The sequence below is a fragment of the Paraburkholderia sp. NPDC080076 genome, from assembly GCF_050281145.1.
In the GTDB taxonomy this organism is placed as follows: domain Bacteria; phylum Pseudomonadota; class Gammaproteobacteria; order Burkholderiales; family Burkholderiaceae; genus Paraburkholderia.
In genome coordinates this window covers 673,662-699,626 of the sequence record NZ_JBNNWQ010000001.1, presented here as the reverse complement: position 1 = coordinate 699,626, position 25,965 = coordinate 673,662, and the positions used below count along the sequence as shown (strand labels likewise).

Below are 25,965 nucleotides of genomic sequence, written 5' to 3'. Positions count from 1 at the left end.
AAACGAAACTGATGCCGGAACAAAAACTTTAAATATGGGACGGCACTCTAGTGCCGAAGAATGCATCACGGTTGATGCGAGACGCATCTGCGAAACTTCGACGAGGGTGCGTCGACATGTATTTCGCATGCCGACGCACCCTGCAGCTATCGACTCAAAGTCACAGCATTTCCAATGCCAGCGCGATGCCCTGGCCACCGCCAATACAAAGCGTCACGATGCCGCGTTTGAGGCCGTCGCGTCGCATCGAATGAAGCAGGCGTGTCGTCAGCACGGCACCGGTCGCCCCGATCGGATGGCCATGCGCGATCGCGCCGCCTTGCACGTTGATCAGTTCGTCCGCAATGCCGAGTTTGCGCGCAACCGCGATCGGCACGGCGGCAAACGCCTCATTGATTTCGAAGCGCTCGACATCGAGCAATTGCCAACCGGCTCGCGCCAGCGCCATCTCCACGGCCGGCACGGGACCGAGGCCGAACATGCCGGGCTCGACCGCGGCAACGCCATAAGACACGAGACGCGCGAACGGCGCGATACCGTGTGCTTCCGCGAAACCACGCTCGGCCACGAGCATTGCGGCCGCGCCACTGTTCAATCCGGGCGCGTTGCCTGCGGTGATCGTGCCGTCCGGACGAAATGCCGGACGTAGTTTGGCCAGCGTTTCCACGGTGGTGTCGGGACGCGGCTGTTCATCGCGCGTGAAATGCTGCGGGCCTTTGCGCCCTGCTATTTCCACGCCAACCAGTTCGGCGTCGAAATCGCCGCGCGCTTGGGCTTCGCTAAATCGCTGCTGCGAACGCGCGGCCCAACGGTCCTGAGTTTCGCGCGTGATGTCGAATTGCGCGACGAGGTCTTCGGTGTGCCAGCCGGAATGCTCGCCGGAAAACGCGTCGTTCAGGCCATCGCGCAACAGGCTGTCGTGGATCTGCGCGTTGCCCATGCGGTAGCCCCAACGGCCTCCGTCGAGCAGATACGGCGCGCGGTCCATGTTTTCCATGCCGCCCGCCACGGCCGCATCGCCGAGACCTAGCAGGATTTCCTGGGCCGCCGATGCGATTGCCTGCGCGCCCGAGCCGCACACGCGATTGACCGTCAATGCCGGCACGGCCACTGGCACACCGCCGCCGATCGATGCCTGGCGCGCGGGATTCATCTTGTTGCCGGCCTGGATCACATTGCCCATCACCACCGACGCCAACTCAGCCGCGTCGAGTCCACTGCGGCGCAATGTCTCACGCACGGTGACCGCGCCGATTTCGGTTGCCGGCACGTCCTTCAACGATCCGCCGAATGCGCCGATCGGCGTTCTCACCGGATTGCAGATCACTACTTCTCGCTGGTTCGCCATCATTTCTCTCCAGTTGGTTCAACACCTCATTGGCCATGCGCGTGCATCGTTCGATCAGTTGTTCGCCGATACCGCCGTGACCGCGTCAGGCGCATCCCAGCCGCCGCCGAGCGACCGGTACAACGCGACAGCCGAAAGCGCATGCTCGCGCTTGGCCTGGTTCAACGACTCCGCGTCACGCAGATACGCCTCCTGCGCGGTCAGCACATCGAGAAAATCCGCCGCGCCGCCCTTGTACAGTTCGCTCGACAGACGCAGCGCCTGGTTCGACGCATCGAGCGCGCCGCCAAGACGTTGCACCTGCACGGCGCCGCTCACCAGATCGCTGCGGTTGTCCTCGATTTCCTTCAGCGCTTGCAGCATGGTTTGCTGCAAGCCGAGTTGCGATTCGCGCATGCGGCTTTCGCTCGCGTCGATATTCGCGGTGATGCGGCCCGCGTTGAAGATCGGGCTCGTCGCGTTCAAGGCGGCGCTGAAGAGGTTGTCGGTCAGCGTCGGCAAGCCGAGATAGGACGAGGCCAGTAAGCCGTCGGCGAGATTGAGGCGGAACTGCGGATAGCGCTGCGCTTTCGACACGCCCACTTCCGCCGCGCGCTGTTCGACCGTCGCGTAGGCGGTGCGCACGTCGGGACGCTGCAGAAGCGCTTCCGAGGGCAGCATCTGCGGCACGCTTTGCGCGGGCACCGGAATGTTGCGTGCATTGGCGAGCAGCAAGCTGTCGACGCTCTCCGGCGTGCGGCCCGAGTACACCGCGATCAGACTCAATTGATGCTGCACCGCCGATTGCACGCGCGGGATCTGCGCCTGCAAATCCTCGAGCTGGTTCTGTGCGCGCGCGACGTCGAGTTGCGTCGACAGGCCGTAGTGCAGACGCTGCTGCGTGAGCTTCAGCGCGCGTGCGCGGATCTGCTCGTTGTCGCTCAGAATCTGCAACTGCGATTGCGCCCAGCGCAGATCGATATACGCTGCCGCGGTATTCGCCGCGAGCGCGAGGCGCACCTCATTCAATGCGGACTGACGTCCCGACACTTGCGCCTGCGCCGCTAATACCGCGAGACGCTCGCCACCAAACACATCCGGCGTCCAGCTCGCGGTCAAGCCAACACCGGCCTGACGCACATAGCCGAGCGGCGGCGGCGTGTTCTGACGCGAGTTGGACGCGGTCGCGCTCGCATTCAACTCCGGCAGCAGCGCCGCGCGATTCTGCTTCGCCAGATCCTGCGCCTGCCTGACGCGCTCCACTGCCGCCTGCACGTCGAGGTTGCCGGTCAACACGGATTCGACCAGTCGATGCATGACCGGGTCGCCGAACTGCGCCCACCACGCGTTGGCGCTCACGCTGTCTTGCGGCGCGTCGACATTCCATGCGGCAGGCGCGACGGTCTTCACGGTTTGCGGCAAATCCGCGTGCGTTGCCGGTTGCACCGCGCACGCCGCGAGCGTCAGCAAAGCGGCGCTCGCCAGTACTTTGACAAGGATCGGTTTCATGTTGAATTCCTCAATGAGCATCGGGCGGCGGTGCGGTGTTGCCGAACGGGCGCGAGAACAGCACGCTCAGCAGGCCAACCAGGAAACAGAGCGACAGGGCGTAAAACGTGTCGGAGAACGTGAGCACGAGTGCTTCGCGCATCAGCAGCGCGTGCAGTTGGCCGAGCCCGGCGTTGGCCGCGTTCAGCGCGTTGCCGCCCACCGCCGCAAAATGCGCGCTTTGCTGCTGCAAGATCGATTCGACCACCGGACGGCCCACGTTCAGATGTTCATCGAGCCGCTCGTAGTGCAGGTTCAGGCGGTCGTTGAGCATCGTGCTGCTCACCGCAATGCCGATTGCGCCGCCCAGGTTACGCATCAGGTTGAACAGACCGCTTGCGGAGCGAAGCCTCGACATCGGCAATGAACCGAGCGCCATCGTGACGATGGGCGGAATGCAGAACTGCTGGCCGATGCCGCGCAACGCTTGTGGGATCAGCAACTCCTGCCAGCCCCACTGATTGGTCAGCGGCACATACAGATAACAGCCGACCCCGAACAGCACCAGGCCGAACACCAGCAGGATCCGCATGTCGATGAAGCGCGCGACCACCGAATACGCCACCATCGCGACCAATTGAAAACAGCCGACCGACAGCAACGCCACGCCGATCTGCAACGAATCGAAGCCACGCACACGGGACAGGAACACCGGCGTCAGGAACACCGCGCAGAAAATCCCGATCCCGGTGATGAACGACAGCAGACTGCCAATGCCGAAGTTGCGGATCGCCAACGCGCGCAAATCGACGATCGGCTCTTTCGCGGTGAACGCATGCACGATGAACAGGAATCCGCAGATCGCCGTTATCCACGCGCACGTCAGGATCACGTCGTCGCCGAACCAGTTCTTGCGCGGCCCCTCCTCCAGCACGTATTCGAGGCAACCGAGAAAACCGGACATCAGAAGGATGCCCAGGTAATCGCCTTTCTTCAGCAGCGACAGTTCGACGTTGTCGAAATGCACGTACTTCGGCACCATCAGCGCGACGGCCAGACCCGGCACCAGGTTCAGATAGAACAGCCAGTGCCACGACCATTGCGACGTGATCCAGCCGCCGATCACCGGACCAATGGTCGGCGCGAGCGTGGCGAGCGCGCTGATAGTGGTGGATGCAATCAGCCGCTGCTTGCCGGGAAACAGCACGAAGGCCGTGGTGAACACCGTCGGGATCATCGCGGCGCCGAGCGCGCCCTGCAAACCGCGGAAGAGGATCATCGAGTTGATGTCCCACGCGAGACCGCACAACATGCTGGTGATCGTGAAGCCGAGCGCGGAAAACGCGAACACCCAGCGCGTGGAGAACACGCGGGTGAGCCAGCCGGACATCGGAATCACCAGAATCTCAGCGATCAGATACGAGGTTTGCACCCACGAGAGTTCGTCCTGGCTCGCGGACAAACCGCCGCCGATATCCTTGAGCGACGACGCCACGATCTGGATATCGAGCGTCGCCATGAAAAACCCCACGCACATCAGCGTGAACGCCAGGACTTTGGTTCGCGTCGGCAGGTCGGCGGGGTTGGCGAGAACTTGGGTCATGATCGGCTCATCCGCGCACCGGCGCGTTGCCGGAACTCACATGCACTTTCACCGTGGCCGACAGACCGGGGCGCAGCACGCCTTGCATTTCCTTCGGCACATTCAGCCGCACACGCACCGGCACGCGCTGCACGATCTTCGTGAAGTTGCCCGTGGCGTTCTCGGCAGGCAGCACGCTGAACGTCGCGCCGGTGGCCGGGGCCAGACTTTCCACCACACCGTGAATCGCAGTGCTCGATGCGTCGAGATCGACATCGACGCTGTCGCCGACGCGCATCTTCTTCAACTGGTCTTCCTTGAAGTTGGCGTCGATCCACAATCCGCTCGACGGCACCACGGTCAGCAGCGACACGCCGGTGTTCGCCAGCAGCCCGACACGCGCCGTGCGATTGCCGATATAGCCGTCGATCGGCGAGCGAATCGTCGTGTACTCCACATTCAGCGCCGCGACACGCTGGGCGGCTTGCGCCGTCGCGATACGCGCCTCGGCGTCGCCGATTTGCGCGTCGAGCACCGCAATCTGACGTTGCGCCGCGATCAGCGCGGCGCCGCTGCGATCGACCGCCGCACGCGCTTTGGTCAGATCGGCATCCGCGCGTTCGACCACCTGGTTCGATACCGCGTCGTCCTTCACCAGTTCGCGGTAGCGCGTCTGGTCCGCGGCGCTGCGCGTCAATTCGGCGCCGGACGCGCGCACCTCGGCGGCCTGCTCGTTGATGGTGGCGAGTTGCAAGGATTTCTTCGCCTGCAGTTCGATCACCGCGGCTTGCGCGCTCTGCACTTCCGCCGTGGCCTGGGCGAGCCGCGCGTCGTAGTCGCGCGCATCGAGCCGGATCAGCACCTCGTTCGCGTGGACGAACTGGTTGTCGTGCACGAGCACATCCGTAACGAAGCCGTTCACCTTCGGCGCCATCACGGTGACATCGCCGCCCACGTAGGCATCGTCAGTCGTTTCGACGAAGCGGCCGACGAAGAACCAGTACGACGCAGCAAGCGCCAGCACGGCAATCACTGTGATGACCGCGAGCAGCATCCACGGAATGCGCCGTGCCGGTTTGGCGGTCTGCGCCGCGCTCGGCGGGGCGATAGTCGATGGAGTAGTGGACATGGTGTCGATATGTGCGTATGCACTCGTTACGTTAAGAAAAACGGCGCGTGGATTGCGCCGGCTGTACGTCGCCGTATCCGCGACTTCAGATTGAATCCCGTGTGATGGCGAGCAATTCGCCTCGCAATGCAGCCGCGCGCCGTTCGCCGAAACGATGCTCGAATTCGGCTTGCGCGGCATGCCAATGTTCGCCCCCTGCCTTGAGACGCGCCTCGCCTGCAGGCGTGAGCGTGATCGTCAGCGCCCGCGCGTCGGCACCGAGCGCCTCGCTCGACACGAGGCCGTTGCGGCGCAGCGGCTGAATCGTGCGGACCAGGGTGGTGCGTTCCATGCGCATGACTTCAGCCATTTGCTTCATCGTCATGGGGCCGGTGCGTTTGAGCCGTCCCAGCAGCGAAAACTGCGTAATGGTCAGCCCGACATTCGCCAGGTGCCGGTCGTATATCTGCGAGACATAACGCGCGGCCTGGCGGATGGCAAAGCAGTCGTCGTCGAAGAGCCCTTCCATTGCTGCACTTCCTCGTTTGTGAGTGCGTATGCACATAAACAGACGAACCGATGCTCGTCGGAACGAGCAGGCGCGCCTCAACTAGCCGGTGATGCTGAAGAGTTCGGCGCGCAGCGTTTTGGCGCGCGCATGGCCGAACTTCTTTTCAAACTCGTCCTGTGCGGCGCGCCACGCAATGGCCGCCTGATCGAACGTGGCTTCGCCCTTGTCCGTCAGGCTGAACAGAAGCGTGCGGCCGTCATGTTCCGCCGATTCGGCCACCACCAGCCCGTCGCGCTGCAGGGGCTTCATAGCGCGGACCAGCGTGGTGCGCTCCATCACCATGGCGTCGGCCAGATCCACCATGGGCAGATTCGGCATGCGCGCGAGCTTGGCGAGAATCGTGAACTGCGCAGCCGTCAGGCCCACTTCGCCGAGGTGGCGTTCGTAGATTTGCGTGACGTGCCGGGCCGCCTGGCGCAGCGCGAAGCAGTTGCATTCGTCGTAAGAGATGGGACGGTTCATGAGGTGGAGTCTATATGTGCATACGCACAGAGTCAAGTTTGGCTATTTTGAACACAGTGTTGCTGAATTTGGGCAACGGCCTCATCCATGCTGCTTCCCGCTATATGGGGTTACCCACGCGAAAGTGTTATTTTTAGCACGTCTGCCATATCAACGGGCCAAATCACTGTCCCTTCAGTGCACCAGCACATTGTTGATCTGGACCACGTCGGCAATGCTCAGGGCGGCTGTGTCGCCCTTGAGTTGCATCAACGCGACGATGGCGTCATAACGAGCCGCCAGCAAATCGCGTTGCGCAGAATAGAGTGCGTCGATCGCTCTGAGCACGTCGCTGGCCGTCCGGCTGCCCACGCGGAAGCCGACTCGGGTGGCCGCCAGCACTTCTCGCGATGACGCCACCAGATGCGTGAGCAGGTCGATTCGCGTGCGCCCGTACTGATAGCGGCTGTAATCGTCGCGTGCCGCGGCTTCGGCGTCCCGCGTGGCGCCCGTGAAGCCCTCTTGCGCCTTGTCTTCCAGCGCCGATGACGCCTCCACCTTTGCCTGTGTCTCACCTCCGGAAAAAATCGGTATCGACACGGCGAGCATGCCCGTCGTGGTGGTTGTCGGACGCGAATAGCCGGATGCCGCGCCGGCCGGGGTATAGCTTCCGGTCAGGTAAACCGAGGGCAAGTGCGCCGATTGCGCCTTGCTCACTTCCATCCGGGCAATCTGCCAGTCCAGTTGTTTCAGTTGTACGTCAAACGCGTGATTCTTTGCCTGGGCGGCCCATGCCTCGACGTCCTCAGGTTGCAGGCGCGGCATGGGCAGCGAGTCAGGCAATCGCGCGAGCGTCTCGAACGGCACGCCCGTGGCTTGCTCGAACGCCCGGCGCTTTGCAAGCAAGGTGTTTTCAGCATCCATCCGCTCGAGCGCAACCTTTTCACGCGCGGTCTGGGCGTCGCGCAGATCGATCAGCGTTGCTTCACCCGCCGCTTTGCCCCGATTGATCAACTGCAGGTGCTGATCGACCGCGGCCGCGTATTCGCTCACGCGCCTCAGTTCATCCTCGGCGACAAGCGCTTCGAAATAGATACGCACGGCGCGCAGAATCGCCGCCTGTTGCGCGGCATTCAGTTCGACAGCGCCGCGCGCTTCGACAAAATCCGCCTGCTTGTAATTGCTCCATTTCGTCCAGTCGAACAACGGCTGCGCGATATTGACGGTCCAGCCCGATTGCCAGTAGGTCGTGGTCGGAAAACCATCTGTCGCAAGGCGATTGTAGGTGCGCCCCCAGCCTGCGGAAATCTGCGGCAGTAATCCCGCACGCGCCAGCGGAACGGCCTGCTGCGCGGCCGCGTAGCCCGCACGTGTCTGCGCGAGGCTGGAGTCGCGGCCGAGCGTCTGCTGCGTGACGGTGAGGAGGTCAGCCGCAAATGCGGGACTCGCCATGGCGCAAAACAGGTGCACCGCAACGCGCGCGACACGGAACTTAAGCATGGATCGGCTCCGGCAGAGGATGTAAGTGCTCGGGCACCAGTGCACCGTCTACAAGGCGATACCGAACGTCGAACGCGGCTGCCAGTGACCGGTCGTGGGTGATCACGACAACCGTGCAGTTCAGCCGGCGCAGCAAGGCAGCCACGTGTTGCACCGAAGCCGGATCCAGATTGGACGTGGGCTCGTCGAGCAGCAGCAGACTTCGGCCCTGATAGAGCGCACGCGCCAACAGCAGGCGTTGCCGCTGGCCAGCGGAGATGTTCGCAATCGTGTCGCTAATCACGGTTCGGGTGCGCATCGGCAGACGCATGACGTCCTGCATCAATCCGACGTCTTCGAGCAGCGCGTGTACGCGGTCTTCGTCGATACTGGCTGCAAATAACGTGATGTTTTCGGCAATCGAGCCGTGCAGAATCAGATCGCCCTGACGCATGTGGGCCGCATGTCGGCGGATTTCGTCGATAGTCAGATTGGGCCATGCGATGCCGTTGAGCATGATCTGACCTTCCTGAAGCGGCTCGGCAGCCGACAGCAGTTTGAATAACGTCGATTTCCCCGCGCCCGACGGACCCGTAATGGCGATCTTGTCGCCATGCCGGATATCGATGCTCACGTCCCGCAGAACCGGCTGGTCGGACACGCCGTAGCGAAACGTGACGTTGCGCACCTCGATACGCTCGAACATACGTATCTCCGTCACACGGTTGCGCTCGGCAAGCGGCGTATATCGCTCTTCCTCGCACTCGACGATATCCGCCACGCGCGCGGTCGGCACGCTCAGCATGAAATACGCGAACGCGCCATTGACGGCATGGGCAAAGCGCTCGGACATCAACGACTTGTAGATCAGAAACGAATAGAACACGCCCACGGAAACGCTGCCGGCCAGCATCAGCCGCGCGGCGAACCAGGTGATCGCAATCGTGTCCGCGTACTGGACCAGTTTGAGGATCGCGTCGCGCGCGCTGTTCAACCTGTTACTCGTCAGCAGTGCGCCCACATATTCCTTGTACTTGATCATGTAGAGCGCCGTACGGCGCGTCTCGCCCTGCGCGAGCTTGATCAGGCTCGCAGCCCGGATCGTTTCGATCAATGCGTCGTCGCAGCGCGCCGACGTTTCCAGCACAAGCGCGTGGTTGTCCCGCATGCGCGCGAACATGCCCAGCGCGACGGCAAGATAGAGGATGAACATGGCCACGGCGACGGCCGTCAGCATGCGGCTCTGCACCAGCATCAGACCCAGCGCCAGAGATCCCACCGCGATGTCGATGCACATGGACGTGACGGTTCGGGTCGCATAGACGCTGATCTCGTCCTGCGCCTTGACGCGTGCGAAGACATCGCCGACATGACGCTTTTCGAACCACGACATCGGGTTGCGCAGGAGATGGCCGAGCAATCCCTCGGTCATGTTGACCTGCGTAAGCTGATGCAGCAGTTCGACAAGGCGCGACTCCACATACTGGCTCAGCGCCCCGACCGCGAAAATGCCGGCAAATGTCAGCACTAACACGCTCAGCAAATTCAGGTTGTCCGCGGAGACCACGTAGTCGAGCACGAGGTTGCCGAGATAAGGCATGGCGAGAATCGCAAACTGGCTTCCCAGTGCGACGAACATGACTTTCGCCAGTTGTCTGCGCAGTGCGGGATTCAATGCCCGCACGCGTGCAAGCGCACCGGGCACCGGCGATTTCGCGCGAATACGCGGCATGGAAGGCGTTGCCGAACATTCCAGCAGATAACCGGACACGCTCGCCATAAATGTACCCATCGAGACCCGCCGCCGCCCGTTGGCCGGATCGAGGACCTGAACGTAGCCATGCCCGCACTTCTCGAACACCACGAAATGCGCGCCGCCGAAGTGAAGAATCGAGCCTCGCTTGACCGAATGAAGATCCGCCATGTCGAACCGGTAGGCCTGTACGGCCAGGCCGAAGTCGGTCGCCACGTCGTAGAGATCCATCAAAGTCAGGCCATTTGCCGAGATTGGCCTGAACGCGGACAACTCGCGCACTTCAGTCGCGCGGCCGAGATGTGAAAGCACCATTGCCAGGCAGGCATAGCCGCATTCCGCGACTTCGTTCTGATAGATCGTTCGCACCGGGTCTCCTGTTAGCCTCTGATCATGCGGAAAAGCGGCGCCAGCACCCATTCGGCGATCGTCCTGCGCTCGACGACGATGCTCGCCGTTGCCCGCATGCCCGGCAAGATGTCGAAATGTTGCTTGCCGTAGTCGAACGTCTTGCCCCGCAGCGTTGCCCACGCCAGATAGTCGCCGTCTCCACCGCCTTGAGCGGCCAGCGAGGCGGGAACGCCAGGAGGCGCCGCGGAGGCCTGCATCGTCGTGTCGGAAATAGCGTCGATGCGGGCTTCGTAGCTGCCGAATTTCGCGTACGGAAACGCATCGAATTTAAGCCGCACGGTCTGACCTTTTTCGACGAACCCGCGACGCCGCGACGGAATGCGCAGCGCGGCCCGCAACGCGCCCTTCTCGTCCGTCGCGATGACGAGCGCGACGTCGGATGCCTCCAGCGTGTGACCCGGCACGAGTTTCGAAAACGTGACGACTCCCGCCCGCGGTGCCGAGATCGTTGCGTCGAGGCGCGACTGCTCGAAGCGCATCTGGATTTCCTGAATGCTTTGTTCGTGCCTGGCGTCGTTCTCTTTCAGTTGCGCATCGAGGTCGATCAGCGTGCCGCTGAGCGTCGATATCTCGCCCAGCAACTGTTCGCGGCGTGCAATGCCCTGAGCAATGGAGACCTTGACCTGATGCTCGTCCGCACTGGCCTGCTCGATACGATCGGCGGTGACGTAGTCCGACACCGATTTGAGGCGTGCGAGCTTCTGCTGCGATTCGTCGGAAAGCTGACGGTTCTGCGTGATCTGTTCGTTCAGCGCGCCGAGTTCCGCTCTACGGCTCGCGCCGGTCAGCGACGACGCATCTCGCTGCGCGGCGAGTTGCGCCTTGCGTTGGGCATACTGCTCGTCCGCGACACGAATCTGCTCGTCCCGCATTTGCGCGTCGAAAACATTGCGCTGGCGGCCGTCGCTCGACAACGACAGATCGCGCTGCAGCGTGAACAGGCGCGCACCCGACGCCACGCGTTCCGACGGGCGCACATATACCGACGTCACGAGTCCGGCCAAGCCCCGCACCTTCACTTCGGATGGCGATACGATTTCGCACTGCACGTCCTGCTTGAGCTCGACTTCATGCAGAAAGCCGAAGCCAATCGCCACCACCACGATTGCCGACGCGGCATAGGCGATCCAGCGCCAGGAAATGTCCTTGAACTGCGGAATACTGGTTGGTTCCATTACTGTCCTGCCGCCTCTCTTCTGAGACGAGATGTGTCTTTCCAACGCTGCTCGTGTGGCTTATCTGGCCGGCGCAAATGCGTACATTGAAGGATGTCCGGCGGCCAGTGAGCGCGCATAGTTCTCTCTCAGCGCTTTCTCGATGCAGTCGGCGACACGTTGAGGTGCGTCGCTTTGCGCGAGCTCGATCGGCTCCAGCACGACGGCACTGAAACGCCCACGTTCGAAGCGCAGATAGAACGGCAGCAGCAGCGCGTCGAGCGGCGCGCCCATACGGAATACGCCGTTATGAATACGCGCCGAACGGCCGAACATGGACACGCCGACCGTCTCCATCGGATAGCCGCTCAACGCGAATGGCGGCGCGTCGGAAAACAGCACGACGACGCCGTTGCGTCTGAGCGAACGCGCCGCGCGCAATCCCAATCCGCCGCGGTTCGTTTCGCTATAGGTGTGAAGGATGTCGATGTGCGGAATCATCGCCTCATCGCTTCCGTAAATGTCTTGCGGCACGCCCGATACGACACCGATCGATGCGAGACCGAGTTGCTTGCGCAGTTCGTCGATCAGATAAATATTGGCGTATTGCGAAAGGTAGTGAAACGGCGAAACGATGACCGCCCGCTCCGGCGTCGCTGTTTTCACTTTCCTGATGATCTGCGCGAGGACGCCAGCCGCGCGTTGCAAATCCGGCCAGGCTTCCGCGCGATTGCGCTGGCGGCCGAAATGAAGCCGCTGATCGATCAGTTTCTCGAGCACCCTGCCCGACAGGACGCGATGGTCGTCAATCTGTTCGAGCTTCAACACGTCGCGCCCGACATCCCGCCGCTCAATACCGCTCCAGCGTAGCCGAGCGTTGAAACGACTCCCCACGTACCACGCGAAAATTGCAAGCGGTTCGATCGCACGCAGAGGTATGCGCGCGAGACAGGCGCCTTGCACCCAGGCGCGGCCGCGCCTCGCACCGCGCCTGACGGCAACGGGCAACGCGCGCAACGCTTTTAACAACCCCATGCTGGCTCCTTCGTCACGGTGACATAGCCGTTCCGCGGGAACGCCATCATTCGTCATCTGAACGCGAAGGCCGATCGCGAACGATCGGGCTTCGCGAGACTGCGGGCGGGTAATCAGCCCGCCCTTACACCCTTAACGCTGCTTAGTTACGCCCCCCGTGGCAATTCGGTGCCGGTGCCGGTGCCGGAGCCGGCTTCGCCGGTGCACAGTAGCCCTTGCAGCAGCCACCGGCGATTTTCGATTGAGCCAGCGCGTTACGATCGATCTTTTGCATTTTCTTGCCTTTTTTGTGAAATAAAGTGAGTACAGCTATAACTACAGACTACGACCTACAAAACATGGCTTTGCCTCCAGGGAGACTCGGCCAATTCTCGAATCTTTATCCATCTGGGCCACGCAGATTTTCGGACAGCCCCGAGTCGGGACATCGCGCGTGAGCGCCCCCGGCTATTTCAGTGATGCCCGTTCCCGCGCTCGACGTCCGACCACAAAACAACCGAATTACGTGCATACACTTTCATCGGCATGATGTTCGTGAACAGCATCAGACGCTCGGCGCCTTCCGTCTGGTCCGCAGTGGCGACATTCGCAGCGACGTTGTCGCCAACCGTCTCCTGCTTGATGACCCACTCATTCCATCGCGACGCAGTCTCCGGATCCGTCGGCTCGGCGCTGCCGTTGGCCAAGTCGCGCCGGACGCCGATGTCAATCGGATCCGTGCCGGCCGGCCCCAGATGCGGCACCGGCACATAACCGGGACTGCTCGCGTTCGGGCCAACAGAGTCCGGCGCGCTGACACTCATGCCGTTCTTCGGCAAAACAATGTCCGCTGCGACTCCAGGTTCGTTGCTCAGCGCGATGCCTCGCTGACGAACAAACACCGAACCCCGAATATTCGCCGACGCCTGCGAGTAGCCCGAACCGCCGCTCGCACTCCCACCGAAAGTCGCGTAGGCACTCTGGTACTGCGCATTGCCACCACCTATAGTCGACCGTTCCGAATGCGTTCCGTATATGCCGTAACGCAGTTCATCCGCGGTGCCGGCGGAGCCCGCGAGCATGGCCTGCTCGGACCAGCCGGCACGACTGTCATGCATCAGGCCCGCCGACAGCGACGAAGCGCGCTCTACCTTGCCTAGCGGCACCGAGACGCTTGCGAACACCTGATTGCTCATTGGCCCTGCCAGCCCGTTGCGCTGACGGGAAACCGATACGGTGTAGTTCAGATTCGTTTCGGCCACACGTAACGCGCCGGTGTATCCGATCTGAAACTGCGTATCGGAGCCCGAACGGTTCCAGGCATTCGATGTCGAGCCGACCACATAAAGCGAACCGTCACCGGCGCCGACGCGCTGGTTCAGGGTGATCTGCAACTGGTTGCGCCGGCGTTTGATGCCGTCTGCGCCAGAACCCGCTTGCATTGCGTCCCGCCCCAGCATCGCGTCGCGCAGCGTGAAGAAGCCACCGGATGAGTAGCCGTACGCCGCGACGGACACGTTCGTATCCGTCTGCTCGATGAACTCGCTATAGCCGATGCGCAGACTTGTGCCGCGCATACTCCGTGCATGCGATACATCGGCCTGAGCCTCCGAGACATCGGCCGACAGTGCGCCGATCGGCGTACGGAGCGCCGCGCCGATCAGGCCGGACAGATAGCCGTCGGCGACGATCGCCCCGCCATAGCCCGTCATCACGCTGTTGATAGCGTGCTGAACCGCGCCTTGCAGCAAAGCGCCGTGATGCCTGATCTGCGCGTCACGGGTCGCGCCACCGACGATGCTGAAGCGCGTCGAGCCTGGCCGCACAAGCGGTACGACAGATGAATACGGCACGGTGAAACTGTGCCGACTTCCATCCGCCTCCGTCACGGTAACGAGCAGATTGCCGCCGTACCCTGTTGGGGCAACGTCATCAATCTCAAACGGCCCTGGCGCAACTGTCGCTTCGTATAAACGGTTGCCGTTCTGCGTAACGGTGACCAGCGCATTGGACATCGCCACGCCGCGCACCACAGGTGCGTAACCGGGCAGCGACCCAGACACCGCGCTATCGACACTCTCCATCTTTACGCCACGCACGCCGATGCTGTCGAACACAGCGCCGTCCGTGAACTGGTCCCCCAGCACGAGCTGGCTCTTCAACGAGGGGATGTCACGCTGCAAATAAGCCGCGACATTCTGGTAGGACGTGCCCCGCCCCGTATTGGACTGCAACACACCCCGCTCGCGCACTCGCCAGCTGCCGATATTGACGCCGGCAGTTAAGCCAAGATAACTCTGTGTGTCCGCTGCTCCTTCGCTGGACGTATGGAACGTATTGAACGCGTAGCCGAGCGCCGCCGACGGACTCTCAGCGTACGGATTCACGACAGGTTCGCTTGTGGGCGGAGGCACTTCAGGCACTGTTACCGAAGCATCGACGCGATCGTCGTTGCGCTGGCCGCTGAACACGCTACCAACGCCGGCAAGCGCCTGCGCGTGCCCGGACGCCGGCACGCAAGCGCCGAGCGCGCCGAACATCAGCGCATGGGTATGCCTGAACGCACGCCTATTCAATCCCCGCGCGAATTCGGACTGTCTTTTCCCCGCCATTTCAACCGTCAGTGTTCGTTATGCGTGTAGCGATGTGCACGTTGCTCTGCGTGGTCGCGTTTCTAACAAAAGTATCGGCGTTGGCGCTCGCGCCCGCTAGACGATTTCACTGAGAGAAGGCCGGAACTTTCCCAAACGGGCCGCAAGTTTTACGCGCGGCAAAAGCGTTGAGCGGCATTGCTGCATTGTCGAGTGCAGACGTCTGTCAGGGAGAGATCCGCGCATGCGGGAAAGGAAAAGGGAGGGTAACCGTGACCGTGGCAGCCTCGACACACGGGTCGCGGTCTGAACCTTATCCAGGCCGGGAAAGCAATGTGAAATAGATCGGGAATGCGCGGCGCGGCCCCTACAGCGCAAGCACCGTCACACCCACTTCCACCCGATGCGCGCCGCCGCCGAGAATCATCCCGCGCAGCAAGGACACGTCGCTGTAATCGCGGCCGATGGCGAGCGTCACGTGATCCATATCGGCCAGCACGTCATTGGTCGGATCGAGATCGATCCAGCCGCTGCCGGGGCAATACACCGACACCCACGCGTGCGACGCATCCGCACCGATCAGTCTCGGCTGTCCCGGCGGCGGATCGTTGCGCAGATAGCCGCTCACGTAACGCGCGGGCAAACCCAGCGAGCGCAAGCAGCCGATCATCACCTGCGCGAAGTCCTGACACACGCCGCTCTTCAATTCGAAGGCGCGTTCGGCGGGCGTATCGAACATCGTCGCGGAAGGCTTATAGGCGAAGTCTTCGTGAATGCGGTGCATCAGATCGATCGCACCCGCGGCGATGGGCATGCCGGGCGGAAAACTCGGCAACGCATAGTCGCGCAAGGACGGACGCGGCACGATATTCGGCGACGCGAAACAGAACTCCACCTCGGGCCGGAACTGGCCGCCGACGCGAAAGCGCAGCGCATCGGCCACGTCGTCCCATTCGGGCGTCGCTTCCGGATCGAGATCAGTCCAACGCGGCATGAGCGCCACGGTCGTTTCGCTGACGAGTTGCAAGCGCTCGTGCGGCGCATCCAGCGCGAAATACAGCACGTCGTTGCCGAATGCGTCGATCCGGCTATTCAGATACGACGGTTCGGGTTCGATCTTTTCGCTGTGCGAGACCACCCGTTGCCACGAACAGGCAATCGGCCGGATTGTCGCGAGATGCTGCGCGGTCTCCACATACGTGGAGTAGCGATAGGTCGTGCGATGCGAGACGGACAGCACGGTCGGCGTGTGCTTCATGACCACACCTGCGAGGCGACCGTGCTGGCATGACTGAAATAGCGCGCGCTGATTTCATGCGCGGCCGCGCCGACGAAGCCGCCGATCTGATCGCACACCGCAATCAGATTGACGTACGTGCCGTTTTCGTCCACCTCGCACAGCGATTCGAGCGTCGGCAACAGATCGGTCGGCGCCATCAATTCAGCGAACGGACGATGCCGCGTGCTGCCCGCCGCCACGGCGATCTCGTCGAGCTTTTTGCGCAGGCGCTCGTACACGCCGTAGATGCCGCGCGGATTGGTCGGCTCGATGACCAGCAGGTCAAGCAAGGCCGGCACTTCGAAGCGGCCGGGATAGAGCGAGCGGTACGTCAGCGTGCTGTCGAACAACTGCAGCAGCAGATCGAAACCGGCGGGCGTAGAAAGCTGGCCTTTGTCGGCGACCACGCGCAGAAACGAGGTCATCGCCGATACGCGTTCGATGTGGCGGCCCACGAACAGCAAACGCCATGCTTCGTCGCGTGTCATGCGATCGCCCTGCGCGCCGCTGATCGCCGACAACTGCACCGACAGGTGTTCGAGCGCGTTCATCAGCGTCACGCGGTCGTAACGGTCGTAACGGTCGTAACGGTCGTAGCGTTCGCCACGGCCGTTACCGTTACCTTGTGATGAAGATGAACCATTACCGTAACCCGGTGCAGGCATCAACATCTGCAACGCGTCGCGGAAGTCGTTGCGCGCCGCGAGAATCGTGCGCCAGTGATCGTTCGACAGACGCCCGCGCACTTCCCCATTCGAGCGCGCCTGCGAGGTCAGGTTCTGGCCGATGCTCGCAGCGCCGGTGCTCTCGCTCAGATTGGCGACCAGCGCGCGCTCGAAAGCTTGCGGCGAATGCGGCGCGAACATGTCGCCGGATTGCACAAGCCCGCAGTGCATGGCGAGTTCGACCAGAGTCGGAAACATCGCGTCGGCATCATTGCCTTCCAGCGAGCCGAGGATAAGGCGCAACAGCCGCACGTTGTTTTCAGCGCGTTCGCCGTAACGTCCGGCCCAGAACAGGTTTTCCGCCGCGCGGCTCGACACGGTGCGATGCTTGCGCGCGAGGTCGGCGGGCTGCATCGGCGAAGGCAGCAGCGTGAAGGTCGAGGTCGGCTGACTCGACAGCACCCACGTATCGACGCTGCTGCCGCCGTACTGCATCGACACGGTGGCCTGGCGTTCGGCGGCCATGCGGGTGAAGCCGCCCGGCATCACATGCCAGCCGCCGTTGACGTCCGCAATCGCATAGACGCGCAGCACCGACGGACGGCGGCCGATGGTGCCTTCCTCGTAACGCGGCGTGCAGGAAAAGCGCTGCGCCTGCTGGATCGTATAGGTGTCGGGCATGGCCTCGATCCGCTCGCGCCACGTCGATAAGCGCTGCCGGCCTTGCTCCACGCCGGGCGGCGCATCGCGTCCGGTGACCGGCCACGTCGGCACGACGAACGCTTCGTCGAGACGCGCGAACGCATGATCGCGCGCCGCTTCTTCGCCGCACCACCACGTCGCCACGCTCGGCAACACGAGGTCTTCATCGAGCAGCACTTCGGCAATGCCGGGCAGAAAACCATGCAACGCCGGCGATTCGACGAAGCCCGAGCCCGGCACGTTCGAGACGATCACGTTGCCCGCGCGCATCACCTGCAACAAGCCGGGCACGCCGATGCTCGAATCGGCGCGCAGTTCGACCGGGTCGCAGAACGCATCGTCCAGACGCCGCAGCACCACATGCACGCGTTCGAGACCGGCGAGCGTCTTCAGATAGAGCTTGTCGTCGCGCACGGTCAGGTCCTTGCCCTCGACCAGCGTCACGCCGAGATAGCGCGCCAGAAACACGTGCTCGAAGTAGGTTTCGCTGAACGGCCCCGGCGTGAGCAAGGCAATATGCGGCGAATGCTCGGCGTCTTCGCTGTCGTGCCGAATCGTGGCCTGCGCCGCCTGCACGAGTGTCGCGATCAGTTGCGAGTAGGTCGGCGCGAGCCGGCTCACATGCATGGCGCGAAACGGATCGGCGAACAGCGTCGACACGATCAGGCGGTTTTCCAGCGCGTAACCGAGGCCGGAGGGCGCCTCGGTGCGATGCGCCATCACGGTCCAGTCGCCGTTGGGCGTGCGCGCCAGGTCGACCGCGACCACTTGCAGAAACTGGCCGCCCGGCGGCGCGTAGCCCTTCACCGAGCGCAGATAGCCCGGGTGGCCGAAGACCAGCGCGGGCGGCAATTGACCGCGCTCCAGCAAGGTTTGCGGCCCGTAAATGTCCGCGACGATCGCGTTGAGCAGATGCGCGCGCTGCGTCACGCCATGCTCGATATGCGCCCACTCGTCCTCGCTGATCAGGAACGGCAGCAGGTCGAGCGCCCACGGCCTCGGCTCGCCGTTATCCGCGTAGACGTTGTAGCTGATGTCGTTGTCGCGAATCTGCTGCGCGACCGAGGCGAGGTGATCGTCGAGCCGCGCAATGCCGTCTTCGCCGAGCCGCTCGAAGAATTGCCGCCACGGTTCGCGTAACGCGCCCGATGTGTCGCGTAACTCGTCCCAATGTCCCTCGTGGGCCGGCAGCAGGCGCAACAGGGACGAAGCGTCCGCGCGCGCCGCGGACGTTTCGAAGGGAAAAGTCGATTGAAAGGCCAAGGTCGTGTCGTTTTAAGAGTGTGCTGGTTTCACCAGTAGCGCAGATCGAGTGTGAACGGAAACTCCAGACTGCGATGCGGCGCATCGACCGTGAGCGGCCCCGGCGTATGTCCCGACGCGAAGAAGCGCGCGCGCCGCCGGCTTTCCGCCTCATAGGCGTTGACCGGGAAGGTCTGGTAATTGCGCCCGCCCGGATGAGCGACATGATACTGGCATCCGCCCACCGAGCGGCCAGCCCATGTGTCGACCAGATCGAAAGTCAGCGGCGCATCCACGCCGATGGTCGGATGCAGCGCCGACGGCTGCGCCCACGCGCGAAAGCGCACGCCGGCCACATATTCGCTGACCCGGCCGGTCGGTTGCAAGGGCACCGGCACGCCGTTGACGGTCAGGACATGGCGGTTGTCGTTCAGACCGAGCGCGCGCACTTCGAGCCGCTCCACCGATGAATCCACATACCGCACCGTGCCGCCCGGCGATCCCTCCTCGCCCATCACGTGCCACGGTTCGAGCGCGTTGCGGATGGTCAGCGAGACGCCATTTACCGTCGTCTCGCCGACCAGCGGGAAGCGGAATTCGAAGTGCGGCGCGAACCAGCTGCTGTCGAAGGCGAAGCCCGCGCGGTTCAGTTCGCCGAGCACATCGTCGAAATCCATCTTCACGAAGGTGCCGAGCAGGAAGCGGTCGTGCAGTTCGGTGCCCCAGCGCGTGAGCCGCTGTGTGTACGGCGTGTGCCAGAACCGCGCCACCAGCGCGCGCAGCAGCAGTTGCTGCACGAGACTCATGCGCGCGTGCGGCGGCATTTCAAAACCGCGCAATTCGAGCAGGCCGAGACGGCCGGTCGGACCATCGGGCGAATAGAGTTTGTCGATGCAGAACTCGGCGCGGTGCGTGTTGCCCGTCACGTCGATCAGGATATTGCGCAGCGAGCGGTCGATCATCCACGCCGGCAGGCTCGCGCTGTCGCGGCCGCCGAGCATGTCGATCTGCCGTTGCAATTCGCGGAACGCCACTTCGAGCTCGTAGACCTGATCGTTGCGCGCTTCGTCGATGCGTGGCGCCTGGCTGGTCGGCCCGATGAACAGCCCGGAAAACAGATACGACAGCGACGGGTGGTTGTGCCAGTACGCGATCAGGCTCGCCAGCAGATCGGGACGGCGCAGGAACGGACTGTCGGCGGGCGTCGCGCCGCCGAGCACGAAGTGATTGCCGCCGCCGGTGCCGGTGTGCCGGCCGTCCGTCATGAACTTTTCGCTGCTCAGATAGCTCTCAGCCGCCGACTGATACAGATACTCCGTGTGATCGACCAGTTGATCCCAGTTCGCCGCGGGATGAATGTTCACCTCGATCACGCCGGGGTCCGGCGTGACCTGCAGCACTTTCAGACGCGCGTCGCGTGGCGGCGGATAGCCTTCGAGCACCACCTGCATACGCAACTCGGCGGCCGTCGCTTCGACGGCGGCGAGCAGGTCGAGATAGTCGTCGAGTTCGGTGAGCGGCGGCATGAACACATGCAGCAGCGTGCGGCCGCTGCCGAAGGCCTCTGTTTCGGCCTTCGGACCGGCCGCGCGTTTCGGGTCGCGCGCTTCGACGCAAATCGCCGTACGAATCGTTTCTTTCGACGACTGGCCGCGCGCCGGCGCCGCCCGGTCGCCGGGCTGACGCGCATAGGCCAGCACGCCGCCGCCGGGCATGCCGCTCAGCAACTCCGCCGCCGAGGACGACAACGCCGCCGCGCGCCGCGCGTCGGCGGGACTCATGGTGCGCTGCTCGCCGTCGTATTGCATGCGCAACTGCGCGGCTGAACGCAACGGCACGGGCGGCGCAAACGGATCGTGCGCGTGCTGGTACGGGTAGTCGGTCTTCGACACCCACGGCAGCGAATCGAGCGGCAAGCGATAACCCATCGGCGAATCGCCCGGAATCAGGAACATGCGCTCGTCGCGGAAAAACCAGCGGCCACTGACCCATTGCGGCGCCTCGCCGGGCACCTCGCGTTCGCGCGCGAGCGGCAGCACAAAGCCAGTCGCGCCGCCCAGCCCCGCGTCGAACACGCGGCGCAGGCGCACGCGCTCCAGTTCGTCGTCCAGCCGTGCGTCGAAGGGATCGACGTTGACCGGCAGACGGCGCTCGCGCCACAGGTAGTACCAGACGTCCTCGAAACCGGGCTGGATGCAGTCCGTGTCGAGCGAAAGCCTGGTCGCCAGATGCGCGAGGAAGCGTTGCGCGTCCGCGGCGGTGTAGGTGCCGGGCTCGCGTTCGTCCGCGAACAGCGCCGGGTCGTGCCAGCAAGGCTCGCCGTCGGCGCGCCAGTACAGCGACATCGCCCAGCGCGGCAATTGCTCGCCCGGATACCACTTGCCCTGGCCGATATGCAGGAAGCCGTTCGCGCCGTACCGCGAGCGCAGCTTGTCCATCAGCGCGACCGCGTAGCCGCGTTTGGTCGGGCCGAGCGCGTCGGTGTTCCATTCGGCGGCGTCGCGATCGCGCACCGAGACGAAGGTCGGCTCGCCGCCCATCGTCAGACGCACGTCCATGTCGGCGAGCTGCCCGTCGACCTGCGCGCCCATTTTCAGGACGTCGGCCCATACCGCTTCGCTGAACGGCTTGGTGACGCGCGGCGTCTCCAAGACCCGTTCGATCGACATGGTGTGGTCGAACTCGACCTCGGACTCGTCGACGGCGCCGGAGATCGGCGCCGCGCTGCCCGGCTCGGGCGTGCAGGCGACGGGGATATGCCCTTCGCCCGCCAGCAGCCCGGAGGTCGGATCGAGGCCGATCCAGCCGGCGCCCGGCAGATAGACCTCGCACCACGCGTGCAGGTCGGTGAAGTCGACTTCGGTGCCGCTCGGGCCGTCGATGGATTTGACGTCGGGCGCGAGTTGCAGCAGGTAGCCGGACACGAAGCGCGCCGCCAGCCCCAATTGCCGCAAGGTCTCCACCAGCAGCCAGCCTGAATCGCGGCACGAGCCGGCGGCGCTCACGAGCGTTTCCTCGGGCGTCTGCACGCCCGGCTCCATGCGGATCAGGTAGCGAATCTCGCGTTGCAGCCGCTGATTCAGGGCAACGAGGAAGTCGGCGGTGCCGGCCGGCGTGCGGTCGATACTCCCGACGAACTCGGCGAAGCGCGGCGTCATCGGCCGCTTGACGCGGTACGGCGCGAGTTCCAGCGCGAGGCCGGGCGAATAGTCGAAGGGAAACTGCTCGGCCGAGGGCTCGAGAAAGAAGTCGAACGGGTTGTAGACGGCCATCTCGGCGACGAGATCCACGGTCACCTTGAATTCGCGCGTCTTCTCGGGGAAAACGAGCCGGGCCTGATAGTTGGCGAACGCGTCCTGCTGCCAGTTGATGAAGTGCTCGGCCGGTTCGACCCGCATCGAATACGACAGGATGGGGGTCCGGCAATGCGGCGCAGGCCTGAGACGCACGACCTGGGGCGACAGTGAAACCAGCCTGTCGTAACGGTAATGTGTGACATGATGCAACGCGACGCGTATGGACACACCGGACTCCTGGACGAAGGATGGCAGCCCGCCAAAAAGCAAGCTTCATGCCGTTTACTGAACGCTTGTTGAACAAGTGCGAAAAACTGCGTGAACTGCCTGTACTGCCCGGATCACCGCCTCTCGTGAAGTATGCCGCGCCTCGCCGACCGTCCGCTCGATCGACCAAGCGCCCTTCCACCGCCGTTTTCAAGGCCGCGCACCAAAGCGGCGCAGCGCTCATGCACGATCATGCACGTAATGTGCGTTAAACCAGTGACGTCTGGCAAATGCGGCATGAAGATTGCGGCAGGTGTTCGCTTATGACTGCCCTCCTACCTCCCAAAGTCGACCGATGAAAACCTTCCACTGCAATCACTGCTCGCACCTCGTGTTCTACGAAAACGTTCGTTGCGAACGTTGCGAGTCATTGCTCGGCTATGTGCCTGAACTGGCGGAAATCAGCGCGTTCGAAGATGCCGGCGAAGGCCGCTGGCGCAGCCTGCATCCGGGCGCCGAAGGCGCGCTGTTCCGTCAATGCCACAACTATGCCGTCGAAAACGTCTGCAACTGGATGATTCCCGCCGACTCGCCGGACGTGCTGTGCCGCGCCTGCCAGTTGACCCTCACGATTCCGAATCTGAGCGCGCCGGACAACCGGCTCTACTGGTACCGGCTGGAGATGGCCAAACGCCGTCTGCTGTACACGCTGGCCGAACTCGGCCTCGACGTGAAGTCGCGCCAGGCCGATCCCGAGCACGGCCTCGCCTTCGAATTCCTCGAGGACGGCGGCGACGGTTCGCGCGTCATGACTGGCCATGATAACGGGCTCATCACGCTGAACATCGCCGAGGCCGACGACGCGTATCGCGAGAAAGTCCGTACCGCGATGGGCGAGCCCTACCGCACCTTGCTCGGCCATTTCCGGCACGAGACCGGGCACTACTACTTCAGCCAACTGGTGGAGAACAACCCGCGCTGGCTCGAGCCGTTCCGCAAACTGTTCGGCGACGAGAGCGTCGATTATGGCGAGGCGCTGAAGGCTTACTATCGCGACGGCGCGCCGGCCGAGTGGCAGGCGTCGTATATCAGCGCGTATGCCACGATGCATCCCTGGGAAGATTGGGCCGAGACGTGGGCGCATTACATGCTGATCGTCGACGTGCTGGACACGTCGACCTCGTACGGTGTGGCGCTCCTGCCCGACGACCCGAGCGAGCCGACGCTGACCGACCGCACGCCGGTGGAAGACGCGAGCTTCGAGAATCTGATGAAACGCTGGTTCCCCCTCACCTATGCGCTGAACAGCCTGAACCGCAGTCTCGGCATGCCGGACGGGTATCCGTTCACGCTGGCGGCGCCGGTGGTGGAAAAGCTGCGCTTCGTGCATCGCGTGATCGAAGGGGCTGGCGACAAGTCGCAGCCGAGAGAAGCGGCGACGCCGCCGGGTCAGGGTGCGGCGCAAACCGGAGCGCAGCCGGCGGCGCCGATCGAGGCTTCACCCGCGCCGCTGCAATCGGTGGACGTGACACCTGCGCCGCAGCAGCCCGTGGCGTCCGAACCGCCGTTACAGCCCGCGCCTGTCGCCGCTCAGGCAGCCCCGGCGAAGCGGGCTACGAGGCGGCGCTAGCCGGGTGCGCTCGAAACCATCGAGACGTGCAAGGCAATCGCTCACACCGCGCGCGTGCCGGTCAAATTCCGTTTCATGACATGCTGGAGCGAAAGCATCGATCTCGCGTAAGTCAGAAAGTCGATTTACGCGACGCTGCCGGAATCGAATGTGGACGTCTATGGCTGCCAACCGATTCAATACGCGACGTAAGGCCCCGTGCCGCCGGGCGTCGGCTGCTGCTCGACGGCGGCGTACACATTGCGGCCATAAAAAAACGGCAGCCCCCAATCGAAGATCGCGGACGTGACGAAAGCCGGTCCCGCCAGCAGCGGCAGCGCCGAATTGCCGCTATACATCTGCGCAATCGTCGCGGCATTGCCGACGCTGAAATTCACCGTGCTCGTGGCGCCGTTCACGCCCTGGATCAGCGCGCTCAGTTGCTCGGTCGACACCGGGCAGTAGTACGCACTGTTCGGGCTCGCGCAGACCGGCAACGCGCTGGTCTGGAAGAACAGGCCCGTCGAGCCGCTGTCCAGGATACTGCGCGAATACGTGGTGCCGTTCTGCACGGTCGTGAAGGTGCCATTCGACGGATTCACGCCGATCACCAGCGCGCCGCCCAGCGAATTGTTGGTCTGCGTGCCGATGCCGAACACCAGTTGCCCGGTGACTGACTGCGCGGCGCCCGATACCGTCGGCAGGCTCAGCATCGAACCGTTGTTGTCCGCGGCGAAGTACGGAATCGGATTGGCCACCTGCAGTTCTTCGACGAGGGGAATCGACGTGCATGTCGTGCCGCTGCAGCCGTAGTACGTGCCTGCCAGCGCCTGCTGCACGCAGTTCGCGCCGCAATCGTGCTTGAACACGCCGATGCCGAGAATGCCGTTGGCCTGCAACGTGTCCGGCGTATTGCGCGATGCGCCGAAGTTCGCGCAATCGGCGGGTAGCGTTGCGTAGTTCGGGTCGATGACCTGGATCGGCAGCGAGGCGGCTTTTTCATCGGCAATCTGCAGATCGGCGAGCTTGACCGGGCCCCACGTGTAGCCGTCGAAGAACTGCATGCATTCGGCAACCAGATGGCCCGATGCGTCTTTCTGTTGCGGCAGCGTCATCGAAGCGGGCAACTGGGATGCGAACAGGCGCAGGCCCCACGACCCGGTATCGACCAGCACGTGGTCAATGGATTGACATTGCGTCGTGCCCGGCGTGCAGATCGTGAGGCTGACGAACGGCATGTTCGGCACATCGCTCACGCCGGAATCGACCGTCACGCTCACCGCGTTCGCGGCCAGCGTCTGCGACGACGGCGAGGTGCTGGCCACGGAGGGACCGGATGAAGTACCGGTCGAACCATTGGTGCCGGCCGCGCTGCCCGAGCCGCTGGAGCTGCCGCCCCCGCCGCCGCACGCACTGACGAGCAACGCGAGCAGCGCTGCGCACAGCAAAGTCTTGAACGAAGACCTATGTCGCATGATCCGCTCCATTATTGAATGACGCCGACATCGACGCCCGCGGGCACCGCTCGTGGCAAATAGGCATAGCCGGAGAAAGCGCGCAGATGCCCGCCGGAGTACACGACCAGGTCGCTGCTGGAAACCGCGAGTGGCGTGCCGCGGCGCTTCGCGGTGGCGGCGACATACACGTCGAATGAAGACCCCAGTATGGATTTCAAGTCCGGCAGCGTCGGCCCTTCCCACGCGACGCCGAACACGATGCCGTTGCGCGCGACGTACTCGCGCACCAGCGTGCCGGACGGCAGCGTCATCAGGTGTACCGAATACGCGCTTTGCGTAGTGGACGTGTGAGCCACCGCGCGCAAGCGGGACTGATCGCCGTCGACGGTGCTGACGTTCTGGCCGAGCGTCGCGTGCGCGGCGAACGACAGCGCACAGCTTGCTCCGAGCATCGCGCGGACAATGCTGGAATAGAGCATCGGTTTCAAGTGACTTCCTTCGAGGTGAAACGCTCGTGACCAGGCGCCGAGCCGATCACGGACGGGAAACAAGGGGCGCACGCTTCGCCGGTGCTGCCGTGTCGTATTCA

At 63.5% G+C, this 25,965-nt stretch carries 17 protein-coding genes; 1 reads left to right on the top strand and 16 read right to left on the bottom strand.

All coding sequences use genetic code 11. From position 1 onward, the window contains the following. Nucleotides 1-160 precede the first annotated feature (160 nt). From ACQKRQ_RS03120 to ACQKRQ_RS03055, 14 genes are all read right to left on the bottom strand, one after another. Entirely contained in the window at nt 161-1,348 is a 1,188-nt protein-coding gene (locus tag ACQKRQ_RS03120; RefSeq protein ID WP_427476064.1) for a thiolase family protein, read from the bottom strand. Between the two features lie 54 nt (nt 1,349-1,402). Beyond that, a complete protein-coding gene (locus ACQKRQ_RS03115; protein WP_427474985.1) occupies nt 1,403-2,836 on the bottom strand; it encodes an efflux transporter outer membrane subunit in 1,434 nt (477 codons plus the stop codon). 10 nt (nt 2,837-2,846) lie between these two features. After that, nucleotides 2,847-4,418, bottom strand: a complete 1,572-nt coding sequence (locus ACQKRQ_RS03110; protein ID WP_132377898.1) for a DHA2 family efflux MFS transporter permease subunit — start codon at nt 4,416-4,418, stop codon at nt 2,847-2,849. Nucleotides 4,419-4,425: 7 nt separating this feature from the next. Beyond that, complete coding sequence (locus ACQKRQ_RS03105; protein WP_427474984.1) at nt 4,426-5,526, bottom strand: HlyD family secretion protein; 1,101 nt, start codon at nt 5,524-5,526, stop codon at nt 4,426-4,428. Between the two features lie 85 nt (nt 5,527-5,611). Further along, nucleotides 5,612-6,034, bottom strand: a complete 423-nt coding sequence (locus ACQKRQ_RS03100; RefSeq protein ID WP_427474983.1) for a MarR family winged helix-turn-helix transcriptional regulator — start codon at nt 6,032-6,034, stop codon at nt 5,612-5,614. An 81-nt stretch (nt 6,035-6,115) separates the two neighbouring features. Further along, a complete protein-coding gene (locus tag ACQKRQ_RS03095) occupies nt 6,116-6,538 on the bottom strand; it encodes a MarR family winged helix-turn-helix transcriptional regulator (protein ID WP_132377902.1) in 423 nt (140 codons plus the stop codon). A 174-nt stretch (nt 6,539-6,712) separates the two neighbouring features. After that, nucleotides 6,713-8,017 carry a TolC family outer membrane protein gene (locus ACQKRQ_RS03090; protein ID WP_427474982.1) on the bottom strand — a complete coding sequence of 435 codons (1,305 nt, stop codon included), beginning with the start codon at nt 8,015-8,017 and terminating at the stop codon, nt 6,713-6,715. Beyond that, complete coding sequence (locus tag ACQKRQ_RS03085) at nt 8,010-10,118, bottom strand: peptidase domain-containing ABC transporter (RefSeq protein ID WP_427474981.1); 2,109 nt, start codon at nt 10,116-10,118, stop codon at nt 8,010-8,012. The genes ACQKRQ_RS03090 and ACQKRQ_RS03085 overlap by 8 nt, the downstream gene beginning before the upstream one ends. 11 nt (nt 10,119-10,129) lie before the next feature. Next, entirely contained in the window at nt 10,130-11,335 is a 1,206-nt protein-coding gene (locus ACQKRQ_RS03080) for an HlyD family efflux transporter periplasmic adaptor subunit (RefSeq protein WP_427474980.1), read from the bottom strand. A 60-nt stretch (nt 11,336-11,395) separates the two neighbouring features. Beyond that, nucleotides 11,396-12,349: a hypothetical protein gene (locus tag ACQKRQ_RS03075; protein WP_165923927.1), complete on the bottom strand. Its 954-nt coding sequence runs from the start codon at nt 12,347-12,349 to the stop codon at nt 11,396-11,398. Between the two features lie 452 nt (nt 12,350-12,801). Next, nucleotides 12,802-14,904: a fimbria/pilus outer membrane usher protein gene (locus ACQKRQ_RS03070; protein ID WP_427474979.1), complete on the bottom strand. Its 2,103-nt coding sequence runs from the start codon at nt 14,902-14,904 to the stop codon at nt 12,802-12,804. A 382-nt stretch (nt 14,905-15,286) separates the two neighbouring features. Continuing rightward, nucleotides 15,287-16,177 (bottom strand): transglutaminase family protein, encoded by an 891-nt coding sequence (locus ACQKRQ_RS03065; RefSeq protein ID WP_342960568.1) that lies wholly within the window; start codon nt 16,175-16,177, stop codon nt 15,287-15,289. After that, nucleotides 16,174-18,828 carry a circularly permuted type 2 ATP-grasp protein gene (locus ACQKRQ_RS03060; RefSeq protein WP_427474978.1) on the bottom strand — a complete coding sequence of 885 codons (2,655 nt, stop codon included), beginning with the start codon at nt 18,826-18,828 and terminating at the stop codon, nt 16,174-16,176. Before ACQKRQ_RS03060 ends, ACQKRQ_RS03065 begins: the two co-directional genes overlap by 4 nt. Nucleotides 18,829-18,857: 29 nt before the next feature. After that, the gene (locus ACQKRQ_RS03055; RefSeq protein ID WP_427474977.1) at nt 18,858-22,331 is read right to left on the bottom strand and encodes a DUF2126 domain-containing protein; all 3,474 of its coding nucleotides are present in this window, start codon (nt 22,329-22,331) and stop codon (nt 18,858-18,860) included. Between the two features lie 334 nt (nt 22,332-22,665). On the opposite strand from ACQKRQ_RS03055, the gene ACQKRQ_RS03050 reads away from it, so the two are divergent. Then, nucleotides 22,666-23,940: a putative zinc-binding metallopeptidase gene (locus tag ACQKRQ_RS03050; protein ID WP_132377916.1), complete on the top strand. Its 1,275-nt coding sequence runs from the start codon at nt 22,666-22,668 to the stop codon at nt 23,938-23,940. Between the two features lie 176 nt (nt 23,941-24,116). Here ACQKRQ_RS03050 and ACQKRQ_RS03045 read toward each other — a convergent pair whose 3' ends face one another. Together ACQKRQ_RS03045 and ACQKRQ_RS03040 are read right to left on the bottom strand one after the other, a co-directional pair. Further along, on the bottom strand, nt 24,117-25,394 hold the full coding sequence (locus ACQKRQ_RS03045; RefSeq protein WP_427474976.1) for a DUF3443 domain-containing protein: 1,278 nt from the start codon (nt 25,392-25,394) through the stop codon (nt 24,117-24,119). Nucleotides 25,395-25,405: 11 nt separating this feature from the next. Next, a complete protein-coding gene (locus ACQKRQ_RS03040; protein WP_427476063.1) occupies nt 25,406-25,855 on the bottom strand; it encodes a DUF2844 domain-containing protein in 450 nt (149 codons plus the stop codon). Nucleotides 25,856-25,965 lie beyond the last annotated feature (110 nt).